This window comes from Cellulosimicrobium sp. MI9406 (assembly GCF_040595865.1).
Classification (GTDB): domain Bacteria; phylum Actinomycetota; class Actinomycetes; order Actinomycetales; family Cellulomonadaceae; genus Cellulosimicrobium; species Cellulosimicrobium funkei.
Window position 1 is genome coordinate 24,369 of the sequence record NZ_JALIZI010000007.1, and the last position, 13,278, is coordinate 37,646.

The window sequence follows — 13,278 nt, forward strand, 5'->3', positions numbered from 1 at the left end:
TCAGTCGCGCGGGCCCGTGACGGGCCCGGGAAATCGACGACCACCGCGCAGGCTCATGCGCCCCATCCTCGCACAGGCCGACCCGGCAGGACCCGGACGACGGCGGCGCTCACCGCCCGGCGGGTCCGAGCGGCAGGGTCCGCAGCGTCCGGTGCACCGGGTGCCCGGACGCGTCGCCGAGGTCGGACTCGACGAGGTGCAGCGCGTCCGCCGTCCACCCCGGGCCGGCGTACACGGCGAGGGCCGCGGCAGGTGCGGCGAGCGGGTCGCCCGTGGTGCGGTCGGGCTGGGGCGCGCCGCGACCGCGCGCCCGACGGTTCGCCTGGCGCGCCCCGGCCGCGGCCCGCGCGACGGTGAGGTGCGCGCGCTGCCGGGGACGGCGGTCCACCCGGACGCCCGCGTGGCCCGCCGCCTCGGCGACCGCGGCGCTCAGCGCACGCAGGGCGTCGGCGCCGTCCCCGCCGACGCCGACCCACAGGACGCGGCGGTCGAACACGCCCGCGCCCCGGAGCCGGAGGTCGAGCGGCGCGGCCTCGTGCGCGACCGGCTCGAGCGCCGCCGCGAGGTCCGGGACGGCCCCCTCGGGCACGTCGCCGAAGAACGACACCGTGAGGTGCCACAGCTCGGGGGACGTCCAGCGGACGAGCGGTGCGCCGTCTGGCCGTCGGGCCTCCTGGGCGTGCGCGTCCGCGAGGGCGAGCGCGAGGTGGTCGAGCGCCGCGGCGCTCGGGTAGAGCGCGGCGAACAGCCTCACGCGCCGCCCTCCGGGACGGCGCCCGGGCCTCGGGCGGGCCGGTGCGCGCGGCTGGAGGCGTAGAGGCAGACCGTCGCCGCCGTCGCGAGGTTCAGGGACTCGGCCCGGCCGCGGATCGGCACGCGCACGACGGCGTCGGCCAGCGCGCGATCCTCGGCGGGCAGACCCCACGCCTCGTTCCCGAAGACCCAGGCGGTGGGTGCGGCGAGGTCGACCGGACGCTCCGTACCGGCGCCCGCGGTGCCGGCCACGTCGAGCAGGTCGTCGAGGTCGAGGTCCCCCGCGCCGTCGGCGGCGAGGACCGCGAGCCCCGCGCCGCGCAGCGCGGCGACGGCCTCGGCCACGCTCACGCCCGTGACGACCGGGAGGTGGAAGAGCGACCCGGCCGTCGAGCGCACGACCTTCGGGTTGTGCACGTCGACGCTCTCGCCGGCGAGCACGACGGCGTCGGCCCCGGCGGCGTCCGCCGCGCGGACCACGGTCCCCGCGTTGCCCGGGTCCCGGACCGTCGCGAGCACCGCGACGAGCGCCGGGCGGTCGCGCCGCGCGAGCGTCGCGACGACGTCCTCCAGCCGCGGCGCGTCCGCACGCACGACGGCGAGCACGCCCTGCGCGTCGGCGCTCATCGCCGCCAGCACCTCGGGCGTCGCGCCGTGCACGTGCAGCCCGGCCGCGCGCGCGTCGGCGACGATCTCCGGGTGCCGGTCCGCCGCGGCGGGCGTGACGTAGACGTCACGGACCTGGTCGGGGGCGTGCCGGACCGCCTCGCGGACGCCCTGCGGGCCCTCCACGAGGAGCTGTCCGTGCCGTGAACGCGCCGGACGCCCGGCCAGCGCACGGACCGCCTTGACCCGGTCGCTGCGAGGGTTCGTCAGCGTGGGGTCGAGCGGGCCGGGCGCCGGACGGGCGTCCGTGGCCGACGGGCGGCCGGGCGAGGCGCTGGTCAGGCTGCGGCCTTGGGCGCGTTGACGTCCTCGGGGAGCGCGTCCTTCGCGACCTGGACGAGCGCGTTGAACGCCGCCACGTCGTTGACCGCGAGCTCCGCGAGCAGGCGACGGTCGACCTCGACACCCGCGGCCTTGAGGCCCTGGATGAGGCGGTTGTACGTCAGGCCCTGGGCGCGCGACGCAGCGTTGATGCGCTGGATCCACAGCTTGCGGAAGTCGCCCTTGCGCGCCTTGCGGTCACGGTAGGAGTAGACGAGGGAGTGGGTGACCTGCTCCTTCGCCTTGCGGTAGAGGCGCGAGCGCTGGCCGCGGTAGCCGCTGGCGCGCTCGAGGGTCGTACGGCGCTTCTTCTGGGCGTTGACCGCCCGCTTCACGCGTGCCACGTGATGCTCCTTGCAGTTCGGGGCTCAGGGGTGAGCCGGTCGGTGGCGGGTCCCGCCACCTGCCGGGTCACTTGCCGAGCAGCTTCTTGATGGACTTGACGTCGGCGGGCGAGACCACCTGGTCGGCAGCGAGGCGGCGCTTGCGCTTGGTCGCCTTGTGCTCGAGGTAGTGACGGGCGTTGGTCTGCTCGCGCATGACCTTCCCGGAACCCGTGATGCGGAAGCGCTTCTTGGCACCCGAGTGCGTCTTGTTCTTCGGCATGACTGCCGTCTCTCCTTGTGTCCGGTCAGCCACCTCGCGGTGGCCGACGTGTTCGGGTCCGGGCCGGTGGGCCCGGACCCCGAGCAGGGTCCGTCCGTGGTGCCGGTGTCAGCCGGCCTTGCCGCGCGGCGTCGGCTTGGGTGCCGGCTTGGGCGCGGGGCGCGGGGCGCCCGGCTTCGGCGCGGCGGGCCGGGGTGCTGCGGGCTTCGCGCCGTCCGACGACGCGGGCGAGGCCGCGGGCGTCGGGCGCGGCGCCGCCGGCTTCGAGTCCGCCGCCGGTCGAGCCGCGGGACGCGGGGCAGGCGCCGACCGCGGAGCCGGAGCCGACCGCGGGGCAGGCGCCGACCGCGGGGCCGGAGCGGAGCGCGGGGCCGGAGCGGCCTGCGCCGGCGCCTCGGCCGGGGCGGGCTCCTCGGCCGGGGCAGGGGCCGGGGCGGCAGCCTCGACCGCGTCGGTGGCCTCGACGGTCTGCGTCTCGACCGCCTCGGTCTCGTCGGTCACGTCCGCGTCGTCGCCCGAGCGCGCCGCCGCCCGCTGGGCGGACTTGGTGAGACGCGGCTCGGCCTCCTGCGCGCGCTTGCGCTGCTCGCTCTTGGCGTCGGCCTTCTTCTTCACCGGGCCGAGCACCATGGTCATGTTGCGCCCGTCCTGCTTCGGCATGGACTCCACGAAGCCGAGCTCCGCGACGTCGTCCGCGAGGCGCTGGAGCAGGCGGACACCCATCTCGGGGCGCGACTGCTCACGGCCGCGGAACATGATCATGACCTTGACCTTGTCGCCCGCCGCGAGGAAGCGCTCGACGTGGCCCTTCTTGGTGCCGTAGTCGTGCGGGTCGATCTTCAGGCGGAAACGGATCTCCTTGAGGACCGTGTTCGCCTGGTTGCGCCGCGCCTCACGCGCCTTCATGTCGGACTCGTACTTGAACTTGCCGAAGTCCATGAGCTTGGCGACGGGGGGCCGGGCGTCCGGGGCGACCTCGACGAGGTCGAGGTCCGCGTCCTGGGCAAGGCTCAGGGCAACCTCGGTGCGGACGACGCCGACCTGCTCCCCGCCGGGACCGATGAGTCGGACCTCGGGGACGCGGATCCGATCGTTGATGCGAGGCTCGCTGATGTGATGCTCCTAGGAAGTCGTCGGTAGACCGCCCGGACACGAAGAAGGCCTCCGTCCCTGGCGCAGGGCGGAGGCCATCAGGTCGGGACGTCACGCGAACGCGACGACCACGCCGGAACGGGTCCCCGAAGGGCCCGCTCCGGACCAGGACCCGGCCTCTGTCGCGACGTGAGTCGACGGTCGAGACCCGGGTGGGATGTCATCCACTTGCGCACCCGCACGTCTTCCCCGCCACCCGGAACCGGGCAGTGCGGACACGAACGGGTCGGTCAGCTGTCAAGGATAGCAGAGCGGCCGTGCAGGTCGAGCCGACCGCACGCGCAGAATCTGATCCGCTCCATCAATGGAACTCTTCCAGAATAGGGGGGTAGAGTGGGAGCCATGACCACAGGAGCGACGTCGACCGCGGGCACCGGCCTCGAGGACGGGCCCCGCCGCGCACGCCACGAGAGCGAGCTGCGCGACCACGGCCTGCGCGTCACCGCCGCACGCCTCGCCGTGCTCGACGCCGTCGAGGTGCAGCAGCACGCGGACGCCGACGACGTGCTGCGCGCCGCGCGCACGGCGCTGGGCTCCGTCTCCGTCCAGGCCGTCTACGACGTCCTGCACACGCTCACCGACAAGGGGCTCGTGCGCCGCATCGAGCCGGCCGGGCACCCGGCCCGCTACGAGCGCCGGCTCGGTGACAACCACCACCACGTGGTGTGCCGGGGCTGCGGCGCCGTCGCCGACGTGGACTGCACCGTGGGCCACGCCCCGTGCCTCACCCCCAGCAGCACCGCGGGGTTCCGGATCGACACCGCCGAGGTGACGTTCTGGGGACTCTGCCCCGACTGCGCCGACTGACCCCGCACCACCCGCTCCGGAGCCTCGTGCACCCGGAGCGCGTCCGTTTCCTCACGGATGCACTGTTTGAGAACGCCACACGAGCCGTACCCGCGGCTCACGGAAGGAGACCCATGACCGCCCCCTTCACCACGACGAACGCCGGCGCGCCCGTCGCCTCGGACGCCCACTCGCAGTCCGTCGGCGCCGACGGCCCGATCGTCCTGCACGACCACTACCTCGTCGAGAAGCTCGCCCAGTTCAACCGCGAGCGCGTCCCGGAGCGCGTCGTGCACGCCAAGGGCGGCGGTGCGTTCGGCACGTTCACCGTGACCCAGGACGTCAGCGCGTACACCCGCGCGGCGCTGTTCCAGCCCGGCACGACGACCGAGATGCTCGCGCGCTTCTCCTCCGTCGCCGGCGAGCAGGGCTCGCCCGACACCTGGCGCGACCCTCGCGGCTTCGCGCTGAAGTTCTACACGACCGAGGGCAACTACGACCTCGTCGGCAACAACACGCCCGTGTTCTTCCTGCGCGACGGCATCAAGTTCCCCGACTTCATCCGGTCGCAGAAGCGCCTGCCGGGCTCGAACCTGCGCGACAACGACATGCAGTGGGACTTCTGGTCCCTCTCCCCCGAGTCGGCGCACCAGGTGACCTGGCTCATGGGTGACCGCGGCCTCCCGTCGAGCTGGCGCCACATGGACGGGTTCGGCTCGCACACCTACCAGTGGATCAACGCGGCGGGCGAGCGGTTCTGGGTCAAGTACCACTTCAAGACGCAGCAGGGCATCAAGAACCTCACCGCGGACGAGGCCTCGCAGCTCGCCGGGTCGGACTCGGACCACCACATCCGCGACCTGTACGAGCACATCGAGGGGGGCGACTTCCCGCGCTGGACGCTCTCGGTCCAGGTCATGCCGTACGAGGACGCCAAGACCTACCGGTTCAACCCGTTCGACCTCACGAAGGTGTGGCCGCACGCCGACTACCCGCTGATCGAGGTGGGCGTCATGGAGCTGAACCGCAACCCGGAGAACTACTTCGCGCAGATCGAGCAGGCGACGTTCGCGCCGAGCAACTTCGTCCCGGGCATCGCGACGAGCCCGGACAAGATGCTCCTCGCGCGCATCTTCTCCTACGCCGACGCCCACCGGTACCGCGTGGGCACGAACCACGCCCAGCTCCCGGTGAACGCGCCGCACGCCGCGGCCGAGGCCGGTCACTCGTACGCGAAGGACGGGTCGATGCGCTACTCGTTCTCGTCGGCGACCACGCCGGTGTACGCGCCGAACAGCCGGGGCGGCGCGCACGCCGACCCGACCCGCGCGGCGGAGTCCGCCGGCTGGGAGGCCGACGGCGAGCTGACGCGCAGCGCCGCGACGCTGCACCCGGAGGACGACGACTTCGGCCAGGCGGGCACGCTCTACCGCGAGGTCTTCGACGACGCCGCCCGCGCGCGCTTCCTCGAGACGATCACGGGCCACGTCGGCGCCGTGCGCAGCGAGGACATCCGCGAGCGCGCCGTGCAGTACTGGACGTACGTCGACGCGAACCTCGGTCGCGACCTGCGCGCGGCCCTCGCCGCCGCGGACGCCCCGCTCGAGGGTGGCCAGCCCGGGACGGCCGCGGAGCCGGTCCGCGTCTGACCCGTCGTGGTCGCCCTGCGGGGCGGTCGCACCCGTCGGCCGTCGCCCCTCGCCGGGGCGGCGGCCGACGTCGTCCCCGGCCCGGGGCGCGTCGGCCGTCCTTCCCGCGCACCGGGCCACCGCTCCCCCCGCCGGATGGAAAGATGGTCGCCATGAGTACCGAGAACGCCGCCGTGCCCGACCCCACCACCGACGCGGTGCGCGACATCGCCGACGTGGCCGCCGTGGAGGTCATCACGTCCGCGGCCGTCCACCTCATGAGCGCCGCCGCCGTCAAGTGCGGCCTCGCGGAGGACGCGCAGGAGCAGGGCCACCTCGACCTGGACGAGGCGCGCAAGCTCATCAACGCGCTCGCCGCGCTCGTCACGGCGAGCGCCCCCGACATCGGCAACCAGCACGCCCGCTCGCTCCGCGACGGGCTGCGCTCGCTCCAGCTGGCCTTCCGCGAGGCGTCGGTCTACCCGGACGCCCCGGGCGAGGGGCCGGGCGAGAAGTACACGGGCGCCGTGAGTTGAGCACGCCCCCGGTCCCGCCCCCGCACGGCGGTCCCGCGGGCCCGCGGCACCCGCCCGAGAGCGTGCCGCGGGGCACCCCGGCCGACGCTGTGCCGACGGCCCGACCGGGCGCCGTCGGGCCGCCGTCGTTCGCGCCCGCGGCGGCCGGCCCCGGGGGTGCCGCACCCGGGGCGGCGCCCGCCACGGCGACCGTGCCGGGCCACGGCGCGCCGTCGAGCGACGACGCCGCGGCGGCCCGGGCTCGACGGCGTCGCGGGGCCGTGGTCGCGATCGTCGTGCTCGCGCTGGCCCTCGCCGCGGCGCTGGGCGTCGGCGCGTACCTGTGGCTCACCACGACGCGCTGGCAGGAGACGAGCGCCGGGTGGGAGGCGCAGGCGCGCGGGCTCGGGCAGGACGTCGCGCAGCTGCGCACCGAGCTCGACGGCGCGAACGCGGAGCTCGAGTCCGCGCGCACCCAGCTCACCGCCGCCCAGGACCGCATCAGCGACCTCGCCAACGAGAAGGCCCAGCTGGGCGACGAGAACGAGGCGTCCCAGCAGTACCTCGACTACCAGAGCCGGGTCTCGGACGCCGCGGGCAAGGTCGCGGCCGCGCTCGGGCAGTGCACGACGGCGCAGACGCAGCTCATCGGGTACCTCAACAACCGGGACGCCTACGACCCCGCCGACATCGACCGGTTCGCGGACCAGGTCGGGGTGCTCTGCCAGGAGGCCACCGACGCGAACGCCCAGCTCCAGCAGGAGCTCGCCGGATGACGCGCCGCCCGTCCCGGCGCGCGGCGGTGCGCGGCCTCGGCGCGCTGCTCGGGCTGTCGCTCGCGGGCGGCTCGCTCGGCGCGTGCGGCGTCCTCCCGGAGCTCCCCGAGCCGGTGCCGGGCTCGGTCGTGCCGTCGCTCGTGGCGCCCGACGACCCGGCCGGCTCGGAGAACCTCTCCCCCGACGGGTTCGACGCCGTCCAGCGCATGGCCGTGCGCATCCGCAACGTGCGGTGCGACGGCCTGTCCACCGGGTCGGGGTTCGCCGTCGACTCCCGGACCCTCATCACCAACAAGCACGTGGTCGACTCGTCGCGCTCGCTCCAGCTCCTCACCTACGACGGGCGTGACATCGCCGCCCAGACAGCGAGCGTGGCCGGTCTGGCGGACCTCGCGATCGTCCGGACCGCGGAGGACCTCCCGTCCGCCCCGACCCTCGCCGCCGCCGACCCGGCGCCCGGCGACGCGGTGACGGTCGTCGGGTACCCCGAGGGCGGGCGGCTCACCGTGACGCAGGGGTCGGTCATCGGCACGACGACGGACCCGCTGCACGAGAACCTCGGCGAGGTGCTCGTCACCGACGCCCCCGTCGAGCCGGGCAGCTCCGGGTCCGCCGCGCTCAACGAGGCGGGCGAGGTGATCGGCGTGGTCTACGCGAAGACGTCGACGGAGAAGTCGCTCCTCGTGCCCGTGAGCACCCTCCAGACGATGCTCGGCGACGAGTCCGCGTTCACGGCCCTCCCGGAGTGCGACGCCTGACCCGTCCCGGCGTCCGCGCACCGACGACCTCGACGGCGAGGCGGTGCGCGCGGTTCGCGCGCGCACCGGGGGCCCCAGGTCTACCCTTCGTGCCATGAGCACACACGCGAGCTCGGACACGCCCCCCGTCGACCCGGCGCACATCACCCACGCGGCACGCGACACGCTCACCGTGCGTCGCGTCTTCGGGGAGTCGTACGAGCGGGACGGCACGCTCGTCATCCCCGTCGCGACGGTCTGGGGCGGCACGGGTTCGGGCTGGGGGTCCGGCACCGGCGAGCTCTCCGGCAAGGGCGCAGCGGACTGGCGGCGTCGCGTCGGTGCGGCGGCGCGCGGGGCAGACGCCGGTCCCGACGACGGCACCGCGGACGGCGGCTCGGCGTCCGACCCGGGCTCCGGCAACGCCGGGGGCGAGGCGGGCGGCGAGGGCTCGGGCGGTGGCGGCGGGTTCGGGGTGCGCGTCGTCGCGAAGGGCGTCTACGTCGTCGACGACGCGGGCGTGCGCTGGCAGCCCGCCCTCGACCTCAACCGCGTGATCCTGGGCGGCCAGGCCCTGGGCGCGGTCGTGGCGTTCTCGGCCGCGCTCGCGTGGGGCCTCAGCCGCCTGCGCCGGCGCTGACCCCGGACCGCGCTGCCCGCCGACCGGTACGGCCGACGCGTCCGCGCGGGCCGGACCGGGCGGACGACCGCCTCAGTCGGCCCGGCCGACGCGGAGCTCGAGCCCGTCGACGCGCTCGGACACCACGGCGTCCGTGGCGAGCGCGGCGTTGACCTGCCCGAGCACGGCATCGAGACCGGCGCGGTCGAGACCGGCGTCGATGCGCAGGACCACCGCGACCTCGGCCCGGCGGCCCGGCTCGGCCCAGACGCGCGCGACGTGCGGCACGCCCGCGAGCGACCCCTGCACGGCGGCGAGCACCTCCGGCACCACGACTCCGTCGACGACCGCAGGTGACCACTCCTTGCCCTGCGCGAGCGCCCACACGGCCGGGCGCGGCACGAGCGCCGTGACCGGTCCTGCCGGGTCGAGCACGAGCAGCGACCAGTCCTCGCTCACGGCGGACAGCGCCGCGCGGCGCGCGTCCACCGGCACCGGCCGCGCGCTGGCGCGCCAGGCCGCCATCGCCGCGACGGACGTGAACACGGGCAGCGCGCGGCGCCCGTCCGGCGCCTCGATGGCGACGACCCCCGCCGACGCCTCCTTGTCGACCGTGTGCCCGTGCTCGCCCTCGCCCGCGCTCTCCAGCTCGGCGAGGATCGGCACGAGCACGCGCGTCTCGCCGAGGCGCGCGACGACGTCGGACAGCAAGGCGGAGCCCACGGCGTACGCGTCGAGGAGCCCCGCGAGCGCCGGGTCCGCCGACCCGTCGTCGCCCGCGAAGCCGGACGACGGCGGGAGCGCCTTGCCCGGGCCCGCGGGCTCGTGGTCGGTCGTCACGGCCGGCCCGCGACGTCGAGCGCCTGCGGGAGCGTGAACGCGCCCGCGTAGAGGGCCTTGCCCACGATCGCGCCCTCGACGCCGGCCGGCACGAGCGAGCGCAGCGCCTCGAGGTCCTCGAGGCTGGAGATGCCGCCGGACGCGACGACGGGCGCGTCGGTGCGCGCCGCGACGTCGCGCAGCAGGTCGAGGTTCGGGCCGCGCAGCGTCCCGTCCTTGGTCACGTCCGTGACGACGTACCGCGCGCACCCGGCGGCCTCCAGGCGGTCGAGGACCTCCCACAGGTCGCCGCCCTCCTGCGTCCACCCGCGCGCGGCGAGCGTGGTGCCGCGCACGTCGAGCCCGACGGCGATCGCGTCGCCGTGCTCCGCGATGACCTTCGCCGTCCACTCGGGGTTCTCGAGCGCCGCGGTGCCGAGGTTGACGCGGCGCGCGCCGGTGGCGAGCGCGCGCTCGAGCGACGCGTCGTCGCGGATGCCCCCGGACAGCTCGACCTGCACGTCGAGGCGCGCGACGACGTCGGCGAGCAGCTCCGCGTTGGAGCCGCGGCCGAACGCGGCGTCGAGGTCCACGAGGTGGATCCACTCCGCGCCGCCGGACTGCCAGTCGAGCGCGGCGGCGAGCGGGTCGCCGTACGAGGTCTCGGAGCCCGCCTCGCCCTGGACGAGGCGGACGGCCTGGCCGTCGGCGACGTCGACGGCGGGGAGCAGCACGAGGCGGTCGGTCACGAGGGTCTCCATCGGTGTAGGCGGTGGCGCGTCGCTCGCGCCGGGTGGTGCGCGCCGGGCGTGTGCCCCGGCGCGCGGACGGTCAGAGCGAGCGGACCCAGTTCTCGAGCAGGGTCGCGCCGGCGTCGCCCGACTTCTCGGGGTGGAACTGCGTCGCGGACAGCGGGCCGTTCTCGACGGCCGCGACGAAGCGGCCACCGTGCTCGGACCACGTGACGAGCGGTCGGCGGACGGGCGAGTCCGCCGGGAGGTCCTGGCCGGTCGTGAACGACCGGGCCGCGTAGGAGTGCACGAAGTAGAAGCGCTCGTGCTCGACCCCGCGGAACAGCACGCTGCCCTCGGGCACGTCGACGGTGTCCCAGCCCATGTGCGGCACGACGTCGGCCTCGAGACGGTCGACGAGGCCCGCCCACTCCCCGAGCCCGTCGGTGAGCGTCCCGTGCTCGTCGCCCTGCTCGAACATGACCTGCATGCCCACGCAGATCCCGAGGACGGGCCGCCCGCCGGCGAGCCGCCGGCCGACGATCTCGTCGCCCCGCACGCCGCGCAGACCGGTCATGACCGCGGCGAACGCGCCGACGCCCGGGACGACGAGCCCGTCCGCGTCCTGCGCGCGCGCCCGGTCCGCCGTCAGCTCGACGTCCGCGCCGACGCGCTCGAGCGCGCGCACGGCCGAGCGGACGTTGCCGAACCCGTAGTCGAGCACGACGACGGACGGGCGGCGGGCGGCGGGCGTCGCCGCGGCGGGCTCGGTCATGCGCCGTCCTTCCGTGCGCGCCGCGCCGCCGACGTGAGCAGGCGCATCGCCTTCCAGCGGGAGATCGACGAGCTCGCCACGACGCCGTCCTGGTCGGCGAGCGTCGTCGTGCCGGTGAGCAGGTCCTCGAGCGACTCGGGCGCCCCGCCGAGCACGAGGCCCGGCGCGAGGGTGTCGCCCTGCACGCCGTCCGCCCAGCGCGTCATCGTGAGCTGCTCGCCGCTGCGCTCGACGAGCACGAGCGGCACGCCCTTCACGAGGGTCGTCAGGGCGGCGGCCGCGTGCGCGGGTGCGTCGCCCGCGGGGTCGCGCAGCACCGCCACGGCACCGACGTCGGTCGGGACGACGTCCGCCTCGACCTGCGCGAGCGAGCACGCCGCCGCGAGCGGCTCCGCGCCCGCGATCTGCGTGATGAGCGCCACGAGGTCGGGGACCGCCGAGGCCGTCAGCGACGAGAGGTCGTCGGGGATCTCGACGCCGTCCAGGGCGTCGTCGTCGTGCGTGCTCACAGGGCTCCCTTCGTGGACGGGACGCCCTCGACGCGCGGGTCCGGCGCGACGGCGGCGCGCAGCGCCCGGGCGAGCGCCTTGAACTGCGCCTCGACGATGTGGTGCGGGTCGCGGCCCGCGAGGACGCGCACGTGGATGCAGATGCCCGCGTGGTGGGCGATCGACTCGAGCACGTGCCGCGTGAGCGACCCCGTGAAGTGCCCGCCGATGAGGTGGTACTCCTGCCCCTCCGGCTCGCCCGAGTGCACGAGGTACGGCCGTCCGGACACGTCGACGACGGCGAGCGCGAGGGCCTCGTCCAGCGGGACCGTCGCGTCGCCGAAGCGCCCGATGCCCACCTTGTCGCCGAGCGCGACGCGCAGCGACTCGCCGATCGTGATCGCGACGTCCTCCACCGTGTGGTGCGCGTCGATGTGGGTGTCCCCCGTCGCGACGACCTTGAGGTCGATGAGCGAGTGCTTGCCCAGCGCCGTGAGCATGTGGTCGTAGAACGGGACGGTCGTCGAGATCTCGGTCCGTCCGGTCCCGTCGAGGTCGAGCTCGACGAGCACGCTCGACTCGGACGTCGCGCGCTCGATGCGCGCGGTGCGCTTCACAGTCCTGCCACCTCCACGAGGGCCTGTCGGAAGGCCCTCATCTCGTCGCCGGTGCCGATCGACACCCGCAGCCAGCCGTCGGGACCAGTCTCCCGGATGAGCACGCCCCGCTCCAACAACGCCGCCCAGACCGCGTGCCGGTCCGCGAACGTGCCGAACAGGACGAAGTTGGCGTCGGACTCCGCGACCTCGAACGGACGACCGTCCGGGTGCCGCAGCGAGCGCAGCCACGCGACGGTCTCGTCGCGGCGCTCGCGCAGCGCGGAGACCTGCGCGAGCAGCTCGCCCGAGTGCGCGAGCGCCGCGCGCGCGACCGCCTGCGTCACGGCCGACAGGTGGTACGGCAGGCGCACGACGCGCAGCGCGTCGACGAGCTCGCGCGACGCCGCGAGGTACCCGACGCGAGCGCCCGCGAGCGCGAACGCCTTGGACATCGTGCGCGTCACCGCGAGGTTCGGGTAGCGCTCGAGCAGCTCGAGCGCCGACGGCGTCCCCGCGCGCCGGAACTCGCCGTACGCCTCGTCGACGACGACGACGGCGGGCGCCTCCTGCCCCCCGGGGAGCGGGACGCGCACCGCGAGCGCCGCCTCGCACACCGCCTCGACGGTCGCGGCGGGCAGCGCCGTGCCGGTCGGGTTGTTCGGGCTCGCGAGCAGGACGACGGACGGCTGCTCGCGCGCGATCACCTCGCGGGCGTGCTCCGGGTCGAGCGTGAAGTCCTCCGCGCGGCGCCCGACGACCCAGTCCGTGTGGGTGTCGCGCGCGTACTCCGGGTACATCGAGTACGTCGGGGCGAAGGAGACGGCCGTGCGCCCCGGGCCGCCGAAGGCCTGCAGCACGTGGAGCATGATCTCGTTCGAGCCGTTCGCCGCCCAGAGCTGCTCCGCCCCCAGCGCGACGCCCGCCTCCGTCCCGAGGTAGGCGGCGAGGTCGGTGCGCAGGCCGAGGAAGTCGCGGTCGGGGTACCGGTTCAGCCCGGTGGCGGCGTCGTGCACCGCGCGCGTGATGGTCGCGACGACGGCCTCGCTCGGCGCGTGCGGGTTCTCGTTGACGTTGAGCAGGACCGGGACGTCGAGCTGCGGCGCGCCGTACGGCTCGACGCCGGCGAGCTCGGGGCGCAGCGGGAGCAGGGGTCGTCCCGCGACGGAGGGTGGGGTCACTCCCCCAGTCTACGAAGCGTGGGCGCGCGGCCGCCCGTGACGTCCGGCACGCGGGCACCCGGGACGACCGGCACGCGGCGGTCCCCCAGGCCGGTCGGCGCGCGGTCGGCCGGGACGGTCGGCCTCGCC

Annotated in this window: 17 protein-coding genes; 6 read left to right on the forward strand and 11 right to left on the reverse strand. The window is 75.4% G+C overall.

Annotation, left to right across the window (positions count from 1 at the left end; genetic code table 11):
- Positions 1-109 precede the first annotated feature (109 nt).
- The 5 genes from thpR to infC form a co-directional block, all read right to left on the reverse strand.
- The gene (gene thpR / locus MT994_RS13760) at positions 110-754 is read right to left on the reverse strand and encodes an RNA 2',3'-cyclic phosphodiesterase (RefSeq protein WP_354806730.1); all 645 of its coding nucleotides are present in this window, start codon (positions 752-754) and stop codon (positions 110-112) included.
- Positions 751-1,629 carry an RNA methyltransferase gene (locus MT994_RS13765; RefSeq protein WP_354806919.1) on the reverse strand — a complete coding sequence of 293 codons (879 nt, stop codon included), beginning with the start codon at positions 1,627-1,629 and terminating at the stop codon, positions 751-753. The genes thpR and MT994_RS13765 overlap by 4 nt, the downstream gene beginning before the upstream one ends.
- Before the next feature lie 68 nt (positions 1,630-1,697).
- Positions 1,698-2,084, reverse strand: a complete 387-nt coding sequence (gene rplT, locus MT994_RS13770) for a 50S ribosomal protein L20 (protein WP_024840664.1) — start codon at positions 2,082-2,084, stop codon at positions 1,698-1,700.
- A gap of 67 nt (positions 2,085-2,151) precedes the next feature.
- Positions 2,152-2,346, reverse strand: a complete 195-nt coding sequence (rpmI, locus tag MT994_RS13775; RefSeq protein WP_034653792.1) for a 50S ribosomal protein L35 — start codon at positions 2,344-2,346, stop codon at positions 2,152-2,154.
- A gap of 108 nt (positions 2,347-2,454) precedes the next feature.
- Positions 2,455-3,459, reverse strand: coding sequence for a translation initiation factor IF-3 (gene infC / locus MT994_RS13780; protein WP_354806920.1), 1,005 nt, complete (start codon positions 3,457-3,459; stop codon positions 2,455-2,457).
- Positions 3,460-3,840: 381 nt separating this feature from the next.
- On the opposite strand from infC, the gene MT994_RS13785 reads away from it, so the two are divergent.
- From MT994_RS13785 to MT994_RS13810, 6 genes are all read left to right on the forward strand, one after another.
- A complete protein-coding gene (locus tag MT994_RS13785) occupies positions 3,841-4,305 on the forward strand; it encodes a Fur family transcriptional regulator (RefSeq protein ID WP_081600341.1) in 465 nt (154 codons plus the stop codon).
- Between the two features lie 113 nt (positions 4,306-4,418).
- The gene (locus tag MT994_RS13790) at positions 4,419-5,933 is read left to right on the forward strand and encodes a catalase (RefSeq protein ID WP_194522524.1); all 1,515 of its coding nucleotides are present in this window, start codon (positions 4,419-4,421) and stop codon (positions 5,931-5,933) included.
- Between the two features lie 152 nt (positions 5,934-6,085).
- Positions 6,086-6,448: a DUF1844 domain-containing protein gene (locus tag MT994_RS13795; RefSeq protein ID WP_043659864.1), complete on the forward strand. Its 363-nt coding sequence runs from the start codon at positions 6,086-6,088 to the stop codon at positions 6,446-6,448.
- A complete protein-coding gene (locus MT994_RS13800) occupies positions 6,445-7,203 on the forward strand; it encodes a hypothetical protein (protein ID WP_354806733.1) in 759 nt (252 codons plus the stop codon). The genes MT994_RS13795 and MT994_RS13800 overlap by 4 nt, the downstream gene beginning before the upstream one ends.
- A complete protein-coding gene (locus MT994_RS13805) occupies positions 7,200-7,961 on the forward strand; it encodes a serine protease (protein ID WP_354806734.1) in 762 nt (253 codons plus the stop codon). The genes MT994_RS13800 and MT994_RS13805 overlap by 4 nt, the downstream gene beginning before the upstream one ends.
- 94 nt (positions 7,962-8,055) lie before the next feature.
- Positions 8,056-8,580, forward strand: coding sequence for a hypothetical protein (locus MT994_RS13810; protein WP_194523159.1), 525 nt, complete (start codon positions 8,056-8,058; stop codon positions 8,578-8,580).
- Between the two features lie 72 nt (positions 8,581-8,652).
- Here the strand turns inward: MT994_RS13810 and MT994_RS13815 are convergent, their stop codons facing one another.
- The 6 genes from MT994_RS13815 to MT994_RS13840 all read right to left on the reverse strand — a co-directional run bounded on the left by MT994_RS13815 (position 8,653) and on the right by MT994_RS13840 (position 13,149).
- Positions 8,653-9,399, reverse strand: a complete 747-nt coding sequence (locus tag MT994_RS13815; protein ID WP_354806736.1) for an SseB family protein — start codon at positions 9,397-9,399, stop codon at positions 8,653-8,655.
- Positions 9,396-10,127 (reverse strand): bifunctional 1-(5-phosphoribosyl)-5-((5-phosphoribosylamino)methylideneamino)imidazole-4-carboxamide isomerase/phosphoribosylanthranilate isomerase PriA, encoded by a 732-nt coding sequence (gene priA, locus MT994_RS13820; protein ID WP_034654096.1) that lies wholly within the window; start codon positions 10,125-10,127, stop codon positions 9,396-9,398. Before priA ends, MT994_RS13815 begins: the two co-directional genes overlap by 4 nt.
- An 82-nt stretch (positions 10,128-10,209) precedes the next feature.
- A complete protein-coding gene (gene hisH / locus MT994_RS13825) occupies positions 10,210-10,884 on the reverse strand; it encodes an imidazole glycerol phosphate synthase subunit HisH (RefSeq protein WP_114553562.1) in 675 nt (224 codons plus the stop codon).
- Positions 10,881-11,393, reverse strand: a complete 513-nt coding sequence (locus tag MT994_RS13830; protein ID WP_034654090.1) for a hypothetical protein — start codon at positions 11,391-11,393, stop codon at positions 10,881-10,883. The genes hisH and MT994_RS13830 overlap by 4 nt, the downstream gene beginning before the upstream one ends.
- Positions 11,390-11,989: an imidazoleglycerol-phosphate dehydratase HisB gene (gene hisB, locus MT994_RS13835; protein WP_354806737.1), complete on the reverse strand. Its 600-nt coding sequence runs from the start codon at positions 11,987-11,989 to the stop codon at positions 11,390-11,392. The genes MT994_RS13830 and hisB overlap by 4 nt, the downstream gene beginning before the upstream one ends.
- Positions 11,986-13,149: a histidinol-phosphate transaminase gene (locus MT994_RS13840; protein ID WP_043658521.1), complete on the reverse strand. Its 1,164-nt coding sequence runs from the start codon at positions 13,147-13,149 to the stop codon at positions 11,986-11,988. Before MT994_RS13840 ends, hisB begins: the two co-directional genes overlap by 4 nt.
- Positions 13,150-13,278: the final 129 nt, after the last annotated feature.

Coding starts and splice junctions, on each gene's coding strand:
- MT994_RS13795 (WP_043659864.1), top strand. CDS start 6,086: ATGAGTACCGAGAACGCCGCCGTGCCCGACCCCACCACCGACGCGGTG.
- hisH (WP_114553562.1), bottom strand. CDS start 10,884: ATGACCGAGCCCGCCGCGGCGACGCCCGCCGCCCGCCGCCCGTCCGTC.
- MT994_RS13790 (WP_194522524.1), top strand. CDS start 4,419: ATGACCGCCCCCTTCACCACGACGAACGCCGGCGCGCCCGTCGCCTCG.
- rpmI (WP_034653792.1), bottom strand. CDS start 2,346: ATGCCGAAGAACAAGACGCACTCGGGTGCCAAGAAGCGCTTCCGCATC.
- MT994_RS13785 (WP_081600341.1), top strand. CDS start 3,841: ATGACCACAGGAGCGACGTCGACCGCGGGCACCGGCCTCGAGGACGGG.
- MT994_RS13810 (WP_194523159.1), top strand. CDS start 8,056: ATGAGCACACACGCGAGCTCGGACACGCCCCCCGTCGACCCGGCGCAC.
- MT994_RS13805 (WP_354806734.1), top strand. CDS start 7,200: ATGACGCGCCGCCCGTCCCGGCGCGCGGCGGTGCGCGGCCTCGGCGCG.